Here is a 15,504-nt window from a genome sequence, read left to right on the forward strand (position 1 = left end):
CGAAGTTTAGCCAAAAAAATCAATGAGACTATGGTAAATCTCTTTGGCTTTTTTATCTCCGCTGACACCTGTGATCCGTCCACCCAATCGATAAAAATCATTCACCTCTTCTAAGTGGCGTAACTCTAATGCCATTCGAATGGGTGCCTGTAATTTAAAATTGATATCCAGGGTAAATGTTGGTTTCACTTTCAGTGCTTTGATAATTTCCATATCATTAACTTCCAGGGCGACTCCACCTCTGGAAACGTTGAGTACGTTTTGTTTTACATCAAGAATATGGGTATTTGAGTCCATGATTCTTTCTTGAAACGTACGTTCAACCTCTTTAAACAAATCCAAAACTTCACCAGGGATTCCCGGTCTTTCTGTTTCGAGGGAAAGATATGCAAAAAAATGCATATCTTTCATTTGTATGAATAGAGGATAATAAATAAAAGAACCGATTTTTTTCTTTTTGTATTCTTGGACTTTGTCATCCAATAAAAATTCGTCTTCAAATGTTTTTTTAGGATCAAATACATCTGGAGAAGGAAATGATTCAAAATTTTCCGTATCCAAAATAAAAATTGGTTTTTTATGTTCTTTCATCAAATCAATTTCATCACTGTGAATTGATACGGAAAGAAAAACAACTTTTGACTGCGGATAATTCTTTAGAACCGTTCTTTGGATGTCCGAAAGAATTACCTGAGAACTAACGCCGGTTAGTTTTGAAAAATCAATATTAGTTTTTGCAACTAAAAAGTTTGAAGCAACAACGTTCCCTCGAACCTTTTCATTTCTAGGATCTTGTCTTGTTGCATAGGTTTGTCTACGATCTATAATTTTACCAAGAAGTAAGTTATCTTTTTGGTTGATCAGTTCATAATCCACTTCGACGTGAAAACTAGGTGTTGCTTGAACTGTAAAAATTGTTTCGATGAGTTCAGGGATTGTCTCCAATTCCCAAATGTGCGCTCCATCAGGACGTTCTCCTTTGAACCGGACCCGGATGGGAGTGTCGTATCCTTTTAGAAACAATCCATTTCCACCCATCATTTGTTTGAAAAATTCAGGTAAAGTTTGCACCGCCTCTAACGGGAGGTATTCTCTATCTTGGTCGAAATGAATTTTTATACGGTTGATCATAACTAGTCTATTTTTTTGAAATTCACACGCCTATTTCGTGAACGTCCCTCTTCCGTTTCGTTTTCTGAGATTGGCTGCGAATAATGGTAAGCTTGTACCTTCATTCGTTCCTTTGGAACACCTTTCAATCTCAAATACTGATACACAGAAAGAGCTCTATCTTCACTCAAACTGATATTGTATTCCTTATTCCCTATATTATCAGTATGTCCACCAATTTCAACTTTTTCATTCTTATGTTGGATGAGGAAGTCAGCAAAAAGATCCAATTTTTTCTTATCTTCATCGCTCAATGTTCGTTCGTTGAACGGGAAATAAATAATTGTATTGTACAAACTGTCAAAGTCATTTAAATTTCTGAGGTAAAGGACAGTTTCTTTCCCTTCCATAGTTAGAATTTTATCTTTTGCAAATAAGAAGGTTTCTTCTTTAAATCCTTTTGCTCTCACCAAAATCTCAAAATCCATCGTAGGAGATTTTTCTAATTCGAAACGACTGTCTTTAGATTCTAAAGATTTTCCTTTTCGAGTGAGATCATCGAAATAATGACAAATCGCATTGGGAATGACTAGGTCGGTTTTTTTGTCTTTCACCACAAACCGAATCCCTTGGATGGTTTTATCAGGCCGTTCGTCTTTGGTAGGACGAATGGGTTGTAAGATGATCTGAGAATATTGTTCTTTGTCCTTTCCTACATTTCCCCTTAAATCCAAAAGCAGTTCTGTCGGATGGAATCCTGGTGAAGAAACTTCCACACGATAAAGTTTTCCGGTTTTGATAGTCGTTCTAAAATTCTCTGCATCGGCAAGAGAAAGATCTCCTCCAATTCGTTTGGAAGTAATCACTTGAATGGGTCTTATATCATCATAAATTTTTAATGTGGAATCAAGACCGATCATAATCGCTTCGGAACCATCTAAAACAAGACCACGAAAAACAAATTCATAAGTACGGCGTAGATCTTCGGGAACCATTGTCCTGTAGATATCAAACTGGCCTTCACCACCAGGGCGGTTCGAAGAAAAATAAAACCATAAATCATCAAAGGTAACTGAGATTCCTTCGTTATCACTCTCTTCCCAAAGACTGTAAGTAGAATAATCAGCAGGAGTATCAAATGGAAATCCCGTGGATTCGCCTGACAACTGTACCTTGGTATTAAATGGAGATCCTAATAAAACTGGAGTCTCAAAACTATTTTGTGATTCATTGTATTCACTATAATAAAAACTAAACTTACGATTCTTATCATCTCGATTAGAACTAAAATATAATCTCAACCCATCCCAATGAAAGTTAGGACTAATTTCATCATCCTTGGAGTTAATCGACATACCAACAGAAATTGGTTTTTGCCAAACTCCGTCTCTACATTTGATCTTTGGTTTGTCCGGATTAATTTCCTTTGACTGGGTAATCGGTTCTCGTTTGGAGATCCAAAGATCAAAACCTCCCATTCCTCCTGGTCGATTGGAGGAAAAGACCATTGAACAACCATCAGGCGAAATCGCAGGCATTTTATCTTCAAAATGAGAGTTGATTTCGCTAACATGAATCGGAATCGACCAGAGACCAGTCCTTGGATTAATTTTGGTATAATAAATATTTAAACCATCATATCCTTCCCGATTCTTTTTTGGATCTGCCTGAGTTTTATCCCGAACAGAAGTAAAATAAAGTTCGTAAGGTTTTTCCTCTTCATCGAAAAGGATCGAAAACATCCCTTCAAAATTTGTTGTGTTCAGTTCTCGAAAATTCTTTGGAGGAGACCAAACCGGTAATTTCATCCGGTCAGGAAAACTTAAGTTCTCTGAAATCCAAATATCCATTCCACCCTCACCTCCGGGTCGGTTGGATTGAAAAACAAGATACCTTCCCGTAGGAGAAATGATGGGGTTGTACTCTACATTTTGGGTATTGAGTGGCTGGTAGAACCTTACATCCTTCACCTTCGGTAAAGGCTGCGCCAGGATTGGGAGTGCCGAAATGATTAAGGAAATAAGGAATTTTTTCATCTGCCGTCTCTCCTATGTATCGACCAAATGGAAATTTCTGCCAAGGGAAAAATAAGGCTTTTAGGGGTGAGTTTACCGATAAACCTTTTCATTCATGGTCGAAATCTTCGGAATCTTAAACATTACCACAGACTCCTTTAGCGATGGGGGGAAATTTTTAAACCCTGATGATGCGATCAACCAAGGGAACAAACTCCTTCAAGAAGGGGCCGATTGGCTGGATGTATCAGGCCAATCATCAAACATCAATGCGAATTTAGTCTCTGAAGAAGAGGAATGGAAACGAGTGGAACCTGTCATTAGATATTTTGTTCCCAAAGGTGTTCGAATCAGCCTAGACAGTTTTCGTCCTGAGGTACAAAGAAAGGGAATTGAGGCAGGAGTACGTTGTCTTAATGATATCACTGGATTTACCTATGATGGTGATCGCAGTTTTTTTAGTTCTTATATTAAAAAATACCCAGAGCTCATATTCATCATCATGCATTCGCATAACAAAAATATTGCGAAATTTAAATCAGATTTAAGTCCAGAAATTGTAATCAAAAAGATCCAAGTTTTTTTTAGGGACCGTCGCTCCGAACTGATATCAATGGGGATTCCAGAAACCGCCCTACTTTATGATCCAGGTATGGGTTTTTTTCTAAGTGAAAATCCAATGGTTTCTTTTCGAGTTTTACAAGAATTAGAAATTCTTAAATTGGAATTCCCTCAACTTATGTTAGGTGTATCAAGGAAATCGTTTTTAGGAAACATACTCGGAAATTTGCCGACAGCAGATAGAGAATTTGTTACCTTAGCCTGCGAACTTCATCTATTAAAAAATAAAATTCCTTTTATTAGGACGCATAACGTACTCAAATTGAGACAGGCGGAAAAAATTTGGAATTTATGTCAAGCAAATGAGTGATTTCCTAACAAGTCAAGATTGATTATGATTGTTAACTTCTACCCGAACGAACAGCCTTTCTGATATCTTTTCCCTCTTTAGAGAGAGTTGGGAAAAAAACTGATTCAGGAACAGAGTAGCCCTTTTCAACCGCCTTACGATAGTAAGGCAAAAGATTGTCCCATTTGGGATTGTCCTTCAATACAAATAAGGTATCACGCCAAACTTCTAAAAAACTAATTTGAGTTTTTTCGCTAGCTGTTGCTGATTCTGCCCATTTCAGGGCTTCTTCATAACGCCCTAATTCATAATTTGCTTTGGTAAAATAAAAATGGAATTCCTTATTTTTTTTAGCAGCCACTTCCAAAGACTTTGCGTAATCGAGCAAACTATACCAATTATTTTTTTGTACTTGAATATCTGCCATTCCATACAAGGCGTTCTCATGAAATGGAACTACTTCTAAAATTTGATTAAAATAACCTTCCGCATAAGAATAGTTACCTGTTTGCAAATAGTAATTTGCCAACTCTTCATAGGAATACAATTCCCATCCTTTCACTCGAGAAAGTGCATCCAATAAGACCACTCGTTCATCCGTTCGCAATCGAAGGTCCAATTCTTTTAAAATATTGGTATATGTGACTGAAGAGCGCGATGGGGCTTCTTTTGCAATTTTTTGTTTCAGGGTTTCGTATTCATCCAACAAAAAATAAAACCTTAGTCGGTTCAAGTGGACAATAATTTCATTCGGATTGGTTTGAATGCATTTATCCCAAACAACTTCTGCTTGGTCCAACTGAATGGTTTTTGACAATCGGATACCTTCTGCATTGCATTCGGCGGCAGCAGAACCCGAAAGTTCCAAAAACAAAGTATCGGATTCTAATTCATCTTGTTTTGCTATGGGATAACGACATCCCCATAAAATCAAAGTATGACAAAGGAGTAGAATGTAAAAAATGCAAAATCTCAATCTAAGGTAACCTATCTGGTTCTGTCTTTTCCCTCATCTTTTGAGCAAATACTAAATATTGCATCGCTTTTTCAGGGTTTCCATTGAAAAGATACAACAAACTCAAATCCAAAGCTTCCTGTGCATCTGGAGGAGAGAACTCTTCTGGGTTCTCTTTCGAAAGTTCCAGTTTGGTTTGAAATTCCTTTAACTTCAATTTTGCTTTGGATTGGATTCGAACTAAACTTTCGTGAACCACTTCATCTTCTTCCTTCCAAGCAGCTTGCAAACTTTCATTAAAATTTGTGAATCCCACATCCTCTTTTACCATAGTTGAAAGCAAAGTAGCAGATGCTTTATAATTTCCCTGTTTTGCAAGAATTTCTGATTGGATGATTTTTAACTGAGCATTTCCCGGATACAAAATCAAATAACGTTCAATCATCTTTAAACTTTCTGGAAAACGATTCCTTTCGTAATAAAACATCGCAAGCCCTCCTAAAGCTGATTTATGGTTTGGTTCGATTTTAATTACATTATTTAGATATACTTCGGTTTTCTCATCATTGCCTAACTTCTGATAGGCTTGAGCGAGTAATAGATGCGCTGAAATAAACTTTTTTTCAAAGGTTAATGTTTGTTTCAGAAAACTAATCGCCTTTTCTGTTTCTTCATGTTTATAAAGTGAAACAGCCAAGTTATAACAATTTTTAACGTTTGCATGGAGTTTATAAGCTTTTGAAAACAAAGGAATGGCTTCTGCGTGTTTTCCTTGTTTTGCATAAACCACACCCAAATTTTGCAATGCCAAATGGTAATTGGGATCTTTTTCGAGCAAAAGTTTGTATTGTGATTCGGCACGATCCCATTCCCCGTTTCGTTCCAAACGGACGGCCTCATTGAATAAAGCTTGGATTTCTTGTGCCATACAGACCGATTATCGTTTCAGAAACGATTCTCCCCTTAGAAATTTTATCATGCGAATGGAAAAACCTTCCGAAAGGTACACACAAGAGTCCAGAGGAAGGGGAAAGTTATGCAAAGACTCATACTTTTATCCATAGTATTGTGGCTAGTGTCCTGCAGTTCAGCAGATGCCACCCGTAGAGATTATAGTGCATCCGGGGATCCGGAGGATATTTTTTTTGAACGTTCTGGGAAGTCAAAACCAGCAAGTAACACGAAGTCAGATGACCCAGTGGCTCGTTCTATCATTGACGATTTAGATTCCAATGCAAAAACAACAGCACCTACCGGTTTAGCGACCATCCCAACAAAAAAACCAACAACACAATTTGATGAAGTTGGTTTATCTTCTTGGTATGGACAAAAATTCCAAGGTCGCCCTACTGCGAGTGGTGAACCTTTTGACCGCATGAAAATGACAGGCGCACATAGAACACTTCCCATTGGGAGCGTTGTCAAAATCCAAAACTTAGAAAACAACAAAGAAGCTGTAGTTCGGATCAATGACCGCGGACCATTTGTTGATGAACGAATTGTGGATGTATCTGAAAAAACAGCGGAGATCCTCGAATTTAAGGACAAAGGTGTTACCAAAGTTGGGATCAAAGTTCTTAAAAAAGGGGAAGAGGATCTTGCGGATGATTTAGATGACGCAGACCTTCTAGACGATGCTCCTGCAAAACCAGAAAAATTGACTCCGGTAAAACCAGGTGCAGTGAAACCAATTGCGGCCGGCAAAGGATTCACTGTGCAAGTGGGAGTGTTTCAAGAAAAGGAACGAGCTCTAAAATACCAAGAAAACATGAAATCTGAATACAACCAATCTGTGTTCGTCACTCCCCGAGATGGAAAGTTCGTCGTTCAAGTGGGTGATTTTGCTGACCGCGCAAAAGCAGAATCTCTCAAATCAAAATTAAAATACGATGGGATTGATTGTTTTATCGCCAATCGTTAGTTTTGACCCTTCCCTCCGAGCAAACGGCTGTCTTGCTGATTTGCTCGGGACGGTAGGAAAATGAATTGATTTCGCATTTCTTGCCTGTTACGATTTCGTATTAAATTAGCAACTAGAAGACCCTATGAGTGAAAGCATAATATCCGTTGACCACATACTAACAAATTATTACACATTCGGTAGTTTAATTGTCACTGTCCTCCTTGCGGTCTTGACTACATTCTTTTTCTCTCTAAAAGACAGAACGGTCGCAACCAAACATATGGGGCTCGCATGTTTGTTTTTATGCTTGTTCCAATTCGGATACCTATTAGGGGCTTTTTACTACCATCCCATTGCTTCCTACCACCGTTGGATCACCGGCGGGTTCATTATTTTTGGAATCATTCACTTTGGTCAGTTTTTCTTCCGTTTCCCTGATAACGAAGACAGCAGAACTGCCAATATCATCCAAGTTAGTCTCTACGCAGTAGCCATTGTTGTTGTGCTTTGGTTTTTAGTTACTGTTTCTCAAGGAGAAAGGAAATACCATTTCACCGCTCATCACTGGGATTTTAACTCTGAAGGTGCAAGTAGACTCTTGAGTTTGTTCATTGCTGGTTTTTCATTTATCAACTTTATTGTCTTACCGGGTTACCGTTTATTCCATGTGACTAAGGAAAAACGAGGAACACTTAGCGTAATGTTAATGGCAGCTTTAATTGCGGGAGTTGTTCCAAATATAACAAACGTTATGAGTCGTGATGGAGCAATGGAACGATCCACCTACCTCACAGCTCTAGTGCTGTTATTTACTTTTACATTTTTTATCATTACCATTTCCTTCATTAACAACAGTAGCGAAAGAACTACTTTTATGGTTAAAATTGTAGGAATTTCATTTGTGACAATCCTACTCATCATGCAGGCTTTCAGTTACTTAGTAGACCAGGAAAAAGAAACCTCCTTTGATAATACGGCAATTCAAAAAGCCCTTCGTGTGGCTGAAGGTGGCGAGCGGTCCAAGGATATTTTATTTGTCATTGAGTCTGATTCATCAGGACAAAGTCTAAAAAAAGCTTACCTACCTTCCTCTGTTAATTTAGATTTACCATTAGTACAAGCTGACCTTTATAATACCGCTTTGTACGATGAAGTGGTCAGTATTTCCGAGAAGGACTACAGAAATTCTCTCAAAGCAAGTTTAACAAAAACACCTTATTACTTTGAAGGTTATAAAAATGCAATCATCCAATTTTTGGAAGAAAATCCCGATTCGGAAGGTGCAGAATTAAAAGCTGAAGTTTCTAAACTAATCGAAAAACTAAATAAAAGAACCTTTATTAATACCAACAAACTTGGTGATATTCTACCTGATCAGTTTTGTGAAGAAGGTGTCAAATACGTTGAAAAAGTAAAAAACGTAGACACGTTCCGTGATGCCATTCTCAAACATGTAAACGATTGTAAATGGGATGGTAAAGAAATATCAGGGGCAGACCTCCGCGTGGAAATGTTGAAGTTCTTCCGATATTTCAAACCAGATTTAACAAGACACTATCGAAAAGATTTAGATGGTGTTTCGCATTACATTGCTTACATGACCTATGATGCGAAAAATAAAATCAATAGAGAAGTTGGTTTTAACTATCGTGACTATCGTGCTTACATGCACAAATCAGCAAAACTCGAACTAGTCATTCTTGCAATTGTGATGTTTGTTTTGTTGGTTGTGTTTCCACTGTTTTTCCGTTCTGCACTTGTGAATCCGCTGTATGCCCTACTCGCAGGGGTTGAAAAAGTAAACCAAGGAAATTTAGAAGTAGAAGTTCCGATTAAGGTAAATGATGAGATCGGATATTTGGCCGAATCATTCAACGGAATGGTTTCTTCCATTCGAGATGCAAGACGTGAACTGCAAGACTACGCTGAAAATCTAGAAGAAAAAGTAAAAGAACGTACGAAAGAACTTCAAGAAAAAATGGATGAGATCCATCGATTGAAAGTACAACAAGATGGTGATTACTTCCTCACTTCCCTACTAGCAAAACCATTATTTTTTAATGCAAATAAATCAGATAACATCCGTTGTGACTTCTTTGTTCACCAAAAGAAAACTTTTGAATTCCGAAATAAAACCGGAGATCTCGGTGGTGATATTTGTATCACAGGAAACTTAAAATTAGGAAAACCTGACGATTTCCATCGTTATACCATGGTGATGAACGGTGATGCAATGGGAAAATCCATGCAGGGTGCCGGTGGTTCCTTGGTTATGGGTGTGGTTATGAATTCCATTATGGCACGTTCTGCAGGTAACAAAAGAATCCTCAATCGAACGCCGGAAGAATGGCTCACCGATGTTTACGAAGAAGTAAATGCTGTATTCAAGTCCTTTAGTGGAACAATGGTAATCTCTGCCACTGTCATGTTGATTGATGATGAATCAGGAAAAATCTGGTATTTTAACGCAGAACACCCTTACAGCATTCTTTATCGAGATGGAAAAGCAAGTTTCATCGAAGATGAATTGAAACTTCGTAAACTTGGATTGGATTCTGAATATCCATTCGAAGTACAAACATTCCAACTTCTGCCTGGTGACCAATTGATCCTTGGTTCCGATGGGCGTGATGATATTGACTTAACACCAGAAGAAGATGTAAGGACTATCAACGAAGACGAAACAATGGTTCTGCGATTTGTAGAACAAGCAGATGGTGATATCTATGAAGTTGAAAAATTAGTCAAAAAAGCTGGTGATGTCACAGATGATATCTCCATGCTCAGTGTCGTTTTTAAGAGCGAAAAGACTCCAGTTCATCATGCTCCGGAAAAGGATGATCTTTCCCACCAACCTGTTGATGACTTTTTTGACACGCCAGGTGATGATTGGGACGAAGCACTCACAACCTCAGGTGCATTCGAAGAAGGAAAAATTCTCTACCAAAATGGTGAGATTGAAAGAGCCATTACCGTCATGAAAAAAGCCTTCCTAGGTGATCCAACCAACCAAAAACTAAATAAGTTTTTAGGTCTTGTGAGTTACAAAGGAAAGGAATACGATATTGCAGCAAAAGTTCTCACTGAATTCCTAAAAGAAAATGAAGGGTCAGGTGAATATTGGTATTACTTAGCAATGTCCGAAAAAAAACTCGGAAACTACGAAAGTGCACTAAAAGCAGCACAAGAGGCATTAAAACACGATCCGGAAAATTTCCAAAATCTAATTAACCTTGCTGATGTTAGTCGATTGCTCGGAAATGTTGATCGAGCCGTTACTTATGTAACTCGGGCTCAATCCATTGATCCAACAAATAAAAACGTCCTCAAACTTTCAAAGTTACTAGAAAAAGCGACTAGCCTCAATTAATTGAGGTTAGTCCCTGATCTTCCATCGTTTTGATTTCTAAATACTGAATATAGGAATCAAATATTTTACTGAGTTCAATAAAGTGTTCTTGTAACCTAGATCTTTCCTGTTTAACTTTCAACGTATCATTTTGAACAATCGCTTCTTTGATATGGATGGCGCAAGAATGCAATTCACGATGAGGAATTTCCAACTGATCATGGATGGCTTTTTGTTTTGCATCCAAAACTGAACTTTGATAATACCACAATCCCATTTTACAAAGCATATGGTTTAACTGAGGAAATAGATTTACATTTCCAGTTGCAATTGCTTGGTCAACTGCCTGTACCCAATGGATATGATCTAATCTCCTTTGGAATATAAATTCCAATAACCAAACCGAATTTTGATTTGTAATCAATTTTACAGTATTTTCAATTTTTGCAAATATCGCTTCAAAATCAGTTTTTGTTCGAACACTATGATCTGAAAGTACATGAACTTGGTTGGATATACTTGTAGAATCATTGGCAATATTTTGAGAAGCTACCCCAACTTCACGAAGTTTAAATTCCAAATCATGAAATTGAGTGATCAAAATTTGAATTTCACTTAAATTTGTTTTTGATTCTTTTCTATTAGAGACAACGGAAGATTCAATGGCTTGGATTTTTTCAATGATTTCAATGAGAACGGAAGTTCTGGTTTTTGAATTTTCTTGGAATTCCAAAAATCGAGATCTAATATGTTGAGCAGATTCTTGGATTGTTTTGACTGCAACTTTGGTATTTTCGGCTAACTTGGAAACCCCATCCGCTACCACGGAAAAACCTCTTCCTTCTTCACCTGCACGGGCCGCTTCAATGGACGCATTGAGTGCCAGTAGATTTGTACGATCCGAAATTTCTTTTACCAATTGGATATTTTCGTTAATTTTTTGAAGATCGTTATATAAAAGTTGAATTTCGACCTCATTTTTTTGGTTTTCAACTTTCACCCATAACGATTGTTTAGCGATCGTTTCAATTTCTTTTGTTGTTTTTTCTAAACTATCAACTAATTCAATATTTCTTTGTCCCGTTGCATCAAAGGTTTTTAGTGTTTCTGAAATTTGAAATGAAACAGAATGAATCACTGCATCTAATTCTTCCGCACTGCTTGCTAGATTGGCTGAAATATCACTAAAATGCGAAAGCCCCGATACAAATTGGGACTGTAAATGTTCAATGTTTTTAAGGTTAGTTGAAGTTCCGAGAATAGAAACAGCAATTTCATCGGCAGAGGATGTAATCAAACCTCTTAATTTTCGTTGTAATTCTAAAAGATCTACAATCTCAGAATCATTCGATTTCTCAATGGAACTGTTTCGAATGATATGTTCACGGATCGATTTACGATTCCGTATTAAAAACTCTTTTGTAGAGTCGTTTGATCTAAAATGAAACATAATACTTTTATCTTTTTATCGGCATTGTTTCTATATACTATTTTCCTGAATTGTCACAGAGTTTTTCTAAAAACCAGCTTGCCAGAGATAAAATTTCTGTCAGAATAAGCGAATCCAATTTTATAGAATAAGGATCTTTATGAATCAAAAACTTGTTTTAAGTGTATGGACGGCAATTCTCTTCGCCGGAAGTTCTCTACTAGCCCAAGAAGCAGACGTAGCCGTAGGCCGGTATTTACCCCCTGAAAAAGACTCAGTCATTGAAATTTTCAAATGCGGTGATAAATACTGTGGTAAAACGGTTTGTATCAAAGACAACGCCTACCCTGAAAAAGAAAAAGATAAAGGTGTTCCAGGCACTCCCTACCTCGATCACAACAATGAAGATCCAAAACTTAGAAACCGTCCCAACTTAGGTATGGTATTTATTACTGGATTTGACTATGTAGGAGAAGGTGTTTATAAAAACGGAAAGATTTACAACCCACGTGATGGAAAAACCTACTGTGGAAAATTCACTTCTCTCGAAGGTGGAAATCGATTGGATCTAAAGGGAACCCTATGTTCCATTACCTTTATCGGAAAAACAAACAACTGGGTGAAACTTGGTGGTGTGAATCTCGATGACCCTAAATGGGACTGTACGTTCAAAGCTAAAAAATAATTGTAATCATGAAGTACCTGTCCTCCTTATTGGGAGGCAGGTTCTCATTATAATGTTTCTAAAAAACTTTTAGATCTTATTTCTTTTCAAAGTCTTTATACAATAAGGAAGGTTGGATGCCTTGGTTGGCTTGGTATTTTCCTGATTTGTATTCGCTAATTTCCCCTTCCACTGTATGATAAAAAATCTGACAGATTTGGACACCTGCATACACACGGAGAGGATGAGTCACTTGGATTTCTAAAGTCCAAAATCCCTTAAACCCAACATCCCCAAAACCAGCAGTGATATGGACGAACATTCCAAGTCTTCCAATAGAAGAACGACCTTCTAACATCGGCACTAGGTTATGTGTCTCCGTAAATTCGATGGTCCTACCTAAATACAACTTTCCCGGTTCTAATAATAATCCATCTTCTGGTATTTTTAAATTTTGGACTGGATTTGGTTTTTTCATATCCAAAGGAAATTCTGAATATACCAAAAGATCTTCATGTAATCGTAAATTATATGAATTTGGATTCAATAAGTTAGGATCATAAGGTTCGATTTTTATATCGTTACCTAGTCTTTTTAAAATTTCTTTTCCGGTTAAAATCACGGATCATTCTCCCTTAAAATTCGGTTTTCTTTTTTCAGCAAACGCCTGTAAGGCTTCTAATCGATCTTTTGTTCCGATCGTTTCAAAATAACATAATCTTTCCCACTCTAAGGCCGATTTCATAGGCAATTCCAACCCACCGCGTATAGCTTTTTTGGCAGCAGAAACGGCAATAGGTGCAGATTCCGATATCTCCCTTGCCAACGCAAGAGAAGATTCCCGTAAATGATCAGGTTCAAAAATTTGAGAAACCAAACCTCGCTCCTTAGCCTCTTTTCCAGTTAACTTTTTACCGGAAAAAATCCACTCCATCGCAATTGATTCTCCAACGATTCGAGAAAGTCTTTGTGTTCCCCCAGCCCCGGGGATGATTCCTAGTTTTGTTTCTGTAAGTCCCATTTGTGCAGACTCACTCGCATAACGAATATCACATGATAGAGCCAGTTCTAACCCACCACCAAATGCAAATCCATTGATAGCTGCGATGGTTGGTATGGATAGGTTTGATAATTCAGAAAAACACAGGTTGATGTCCGTTAAAAATTGTTTCACCTGCAATTCCGACATGGACTTTCGTTCTTTCAAATCCGCCCCGGAACAGAACGAATCTCCAGTACCAATGATGACAAGAGCACGTGCCTGACCCAGTTTAACTTCTTGGATTTTTTCTCTTAGATCTGCAAGAAGCTGCAAGGAAATGGCATTTTTTGCCTCTGGACGGCTGAGTTCTATCAATGCTACATAAGTATGGTGGGTTTGGAGTGTGACGGTGTTCATAGAATTTCCTCCGAATGAAAAAATAGAAATGAAATCGGTTTTGTTTTTCCGATAATGGAAGCAGCAGTCATGAGAAGGATTTTATACACAATCGGATTCTCACTAGTACTTGGAAACAGTTTTTCATGTAAAACTTCTTCCAACGAAGATCCTCTTGCCTCCCTTTTAACCTCTCCTCCTGTTGTATCTTCTGTGACTCCACAAATTGGAACTCCTGCCCAAAACAATCTGAATGCCACCTATGCGGCTACTGAAGTTGTGATTAAAGGCGAAAATTTTGGAATCGATCCTGTGATCCGATTTAATGATATTGTTGCGACGATCAGTCTCAATACAGGAACAGAATTATACACCCGAGTACCAGATGGGGCTTTTTCTGGTTTCATCACTGTATCTAAATCAGGTGGATCTTGTTTGCCAAATTCCAAAACAGGCGTTAATTGTGCTGGAATGGAATACTTTATCGACTGCTATACGGTCGCAAACAAACAATACGGTTCTGAAATCGAACTCAAACAAGGGCAGAGTTTGTCGATCGAATTTGATGGGCAAGAAACCAAAGCCTTCCATACAGATACCTTGTTATCCTCTAGAAACTTAACCATTGGATGTGAAAGTACGGTGACCGTTAGAGTTTTTGATCGGTCATGCCGGGCAACAGATTACGTCTTACAAAATGATCCGGTCATCCCATTTCCAGCAGGTGTGGCTACGCAATTCTTCCTTACTGCTCAATCAGCAACTTGTAGTTTGGCTCTTTAAATAAAGTAACAGTCCAGTCTAAGTTTTACAAACTGACGAGAAACAATTTTAACTTTTTTGAAATTGGTAAGAGGATAATTTTGATTCCCACCTCTCTTGGTTCGTTGCCGACCAAGAGATTCGCAGGTAGGAAGGATATCAGATTAAGATTTAGTTGGAGTAAAAGATCTCGATTAAGTTTTGGCTTGGATCTGCAAAAGTTAGACTCTCTCCAGAGTCCGTACCTTCCGGCCCTTTGATGATCTTAACATTCTTTTCTTCGAGTTCGCTGATGGCTTCCGTGAAATCGTCCACATCCATCACAAAACTTAAGAGAGGAAGAGACCTGTCAGAGACTTCGGCCTTCACCAATCGGATGCGAAAGGAATCCAGAGAAAGAATTGCCTCAGTAGCCTTCTTTGTCTCCACTTCGAAGTCAAAAATGTCCCTGTAAAAATCGATAGAGGTGTCGAGTTGGGAGACGGGGATACTGACGTGGCCAATGCCTTCTACAATGATCATAATGGAATTACACCTTCGTGAACTTTTCTGTCATCATGCTTGAAAAACCGGCTTTGTCGAGAAAAAAGCAATCTCCTCAAACAAACTCGAAACTAAAATTTGAATTCCAATTCCAACTTAGGAAAAAAGAATCAAAATATGAATGTATTTCGGATTTCAATCATCGTTTTAGCCATTTTTGCCCTTTCTTGCAAGGAAGAGGTCGTTCCTTTTGAAACCGCCCACCAAAACCTAGCGGCAAAACTCCTCGCTGAGAACCAAATCCTTCTCGAAGAGTATCTAAAAGACAATCCTAAGCCAAATTGGAAAATATTTTCAGAAACCCTGGATGCGCTGGTTGCCAGTGGACATCCAAAATTAAAGTCTTGGGGAGAAAATCTACGCCCACACCTACCAGCGCCAGGTGCCGATTTAGATTCTAGTTATGAAAAAATTTCTAAAATTCAAGAAATATTGATCCAAATCAAAACGGAAGTTCCAAACCAATCTCAGTACAATCGTTTTTAC

Annotated in this window: 14 protein-coding genes; 6 read left to right on the plus strand and 8 right to left on the minus strand. The window is 38.0% G+C overall.

Going from position 1 to position 15,504, the window contains the following annotated elements; genetic code table 11:
- Positions 1 to 6: 6 nt before the first annotated feature.
- Both EHQ47_RS18335 and EHQ47_RS18340 read right to left on the minus strand, forming a co-directional pair.
- Positions 7 to 1,131 (minus strand): DUF1577 domain-containing protein, encoded by a 1,125-nt coding sequence (locus EHQ47_RS18335; RefSeq protein ID WP_135748924.1) that lies wholly within the window; start codon positions 1,129 to 1,131, stop codon positions 7 to 9.
- Positions 1,132 to 1,133: 2 nt separating this feature from the next.
- Complete coding sequence (locus tag EHQ47_RS18340) at positions 1,134 to 3,146, minus strand: OmpA family protein (RefSeq protein ID WP_135777773.1); 2,013 nt, start codon at positions 3,144 to 3,146, stop codon at positions 1,134 to 1,136.
- Positions 3,147 to 3,240: 94 nt separating this feature from the next.
- Here EHQ47_RS18340 and folP point away from each other — a divergent pair, with 94 nt between their 5' ends.
- Complete coding sequence (folP, locus tag EHQ47_RS18345; protein ID WP_135777774.1) at positions 3,241 to 4,056, plus strand: dihydropteroate synthase; 816 nt, start codon at positions 3,241 to 3,243, stop codon at positions 4,054 to 4,056.
- A gap of 31 nt (positions 4,057 to 4,087) precedes the next feature.
- Here folP and EHQ47_RS18350 read toward each other — a convergent pair whose 3' ends face one another.
- Both EHQ47_RS18350 and EHQ47_RS18355 read right to left on the minus strand, forming a co-directional pair.
- Positions 4,088 to 5,011: a tetratricopeptide repeat protein gene (locus EHQ47_RS18350; RefSeq protein ID WP_135777775.1), complete on the minus strand. Its 924-nt coding sequence runs from the start codon at positions 5,009 to 5,011 to the stop codon at positions 4,088 to 4,090.
- Between the two features lies 1 nt (position 5,012).
- Entirely contained in the window at positions 5,013 to 5,918 is a 906-nt protein-coding gene (locus EHQ47_RS18355) for a tetratricopeptide repeat protein (protein ID WP_135777776.1), read from the minus strand.
- A gap of 108 nt (positions 5,919 to 6,026) precedes the next feature.
- On the opposite strand from EHQ47_RS18355, the gene mpl36 reads away from it, so the two are divergent.
- Entirely contained in the window at positions 6,027 to 6,911 is an 885-nt protein-coding gene (mpl36, locus tag EHQ47_RS18360) for an RlpA family plasminogen-binding lipoprotein MPL36 (protein WP_135748919.1), read from the plus strand.
- 124 nt (positions 6,912 to 7,035) lie between these two features.
- Positions 7,036 to 10,263 (plus strand): SpoIIE family protein phosphatase, encoded by a 3,228-nt coding sequence (locus tag EHQ47_RS18365; protein ID WP_135777777.1) that lies wholly within the window; start codon positions 7,036 to 7,038, stop codon positions 10,261 to 10,263.
- Here the strand turns inward: EHQ47_RS18365 and EHQ47_RS18370 are convergent.
- Positions 10,256 to 11,692, minus strand: a complete 1,437-nt coding sequence (locus EHQ47_RS18370) for a methyl-accepting chemotaxis protein (protein WP_135748917.1) — start codon at positions 11,690 to 11,692, stop codon at positions 10,256 to 10,258. The two genes, EHQ47_RS18365 and EHQ47_RS18370, sit on opposite strands and share 8 nt — an antisense overlap.
- A 139-nt stretch (positions 11,693 to 11,831) precedes the next feature.
- Between EHQ47_RS18370 and EHQ47_RS18375 the strand changes: the two genes are divergently transcribed.
- Positions 11,832 to 12,356: a DUF2147 domain-containing protein gene (locus tag EHQ47_RS18375; RefSeq protein WP_004785397.1), complete on the plus strand. Its 525-nt coding sequence runs from the start codon at positions 11,832 to 11,834 to the stop codon at positions 12,354 to 12,356.
- Between the two features lie 76 nt (positions 12,357 to 12,432).
- Here the strand turns inward: EHQ47_RS18375 and dcd are convergent, their stop codons facing one another.
- A complete protein-coding gene (gene dcd, locus EHQ47_RS18380) occupies positions 12,433 to 12,957 on the minus strand; it encodes a dCTP deaminase (RefSeq protein ID WP_135695358.1) in 525 nt (174 codons plus the stop codon).
- A gap of 3 nt (positions 12,958 to 12,960) precedes the next feature.
- The gene (locus EHQ47_RS18385; protein ID WP_135748916.1) at positions 12,961 to 13,734 is read right to left on the minus strand and encodes an enoyl-CoA hydratase-related protein; all 774 of its coding nucleotides are present in this window, start codon (positions 13,732 to 13,734) and stop codon (positions 12,961 to 12,963) included.
- 69 nt (positions 13,735 to 13,803) lie between these two features.
- On the opposite strand from EHQ47_RS18385, the gene EHQ47_RS18390 reads away from it, so the two are divergent.
- Positions 13,804 to 14,496, plus strand: coding sequence for an LIC10067 family putative lipoprotein (locus EHQ47_RS18390; protein ID WP_135748915.1), 693 nt, complete (start codon positions 13,804 to 13,806; stop codon positions 14,494 to 14,496).
- Between the two features lie 150 nt (positions 14,497 to 14,646).
- Here the strand turns inward: EHQ47_RS18390 and EHQ47_RS18395 are convergent, their stop codons facing one another.
- Positions 14,647 to 14,997, minus strand: a complete 351-nt coding sequence (locus EHQ47_RS18395; protein ID WP_004784589.1) for a VOC family protein — start codon at positions 14,995 to 14,997, stop codon at positions 14,647 to 14,649.
- A gap of 99 nt (positions 14,998 to 15,096) precedes the next feature.
- Here EHQ47_RS18395 and EHQ47_RS18400 point away from each other — a divergent pair.
- Positions 15,097 to 15,504, plus strand: a 408-nt coding sequence (locus EHQ47_RS18400) for a hypothetical protein (protein WP_135769622.1), incomplete at its 3' end; no start/stop codon positions are given.

Origin of the sequence: Leptospira bourretii, assembly GCF_004770145.1 — a bacterium.
Taxonomy (GTDB): Bacteria; Spirochaetota; Leptospiria; order Leptospirales; family Leptospiraceae; genus Leptospira_A; species Leptospira_A bourretii.

Bases quoted from the DNA above. Each gene is read 5' to 3' on its own strand.
- EHQ47_RS18385 (WP_135748916.1), bottom strand. From the start codon at position 13,734: ATGAACACCGTCACACTCCAAACCCACCATACTTATGTAGCATTGATA.
- mpl36 (WP_135748919.1), top strand. From the start codon at position 6,027: ATGCAAAGACTCATACTTTTATCCATAGTATTGTGGCTAGTGTCCTGC.
- EHQ47_RS18370 (WP_135748917.1), bottom strand. From the start codon at position 11,692: ATGTTTCATTTTAGATCAAACGACTCTACAAAAGAGTTTTTAATACGG.
- EHQ47_RS18340 (WP_135777773.1), bottom strand. From the start codon at position 3,146: ATGAAAAAATTCCTTATTTCCTTAATCATTTCGGCACTCCCAATCCTG.
- EHQ47_RS18395 (WP_004784589.1), bottom strand. From the start codon at position 14,997: ATGATCATTGTAGAAGGCATTGGCCACGTCAGTATCCCCGTCTCCCAA.
- EHQ47_RS18355 (WP_135777776.1), bottom strand. From the start codon at position 5,918: ATGGCACAAGAAATCCAAGCTTTATTCAATGAGGCCGTCCGTTTGGAA.
- EHQ47_RS18335 (WP_135748924.1), bottom strand. From the start codon at position 1,131: ATGATCAACCGTATAAAAATTCATTTCGACCAAGATAGAGAATACCTC.
- EHQ47_RS18365 (WP_135777777.1), top strand. From the start codon at position 7,036: ATGAGTGAAAGCATAATATCCGTTGACCACATACTAACAAATTATTAC.
- EHQ47_RS18375 (WP_004785397.1), top strand. From the start codon at position 11,832: ATGAATCAAAAACTTGTTTTAAGTGTATGGACGGCAATTCTCTTCGCC.
- folP (WP_135777774.1), top strand. From the start codon at position 3,241: ATGGTCGAAATCTTCGGAATCTTAAACATTACCACAGACTCCTTTAGC.
- EHQ47_RS18390 (WP_135748915.1), top strand. From the start codon at position 13,804: ATGAGAAGGATTTTATACACAATCGGATTCTCACTAGTACTTGGAAAC.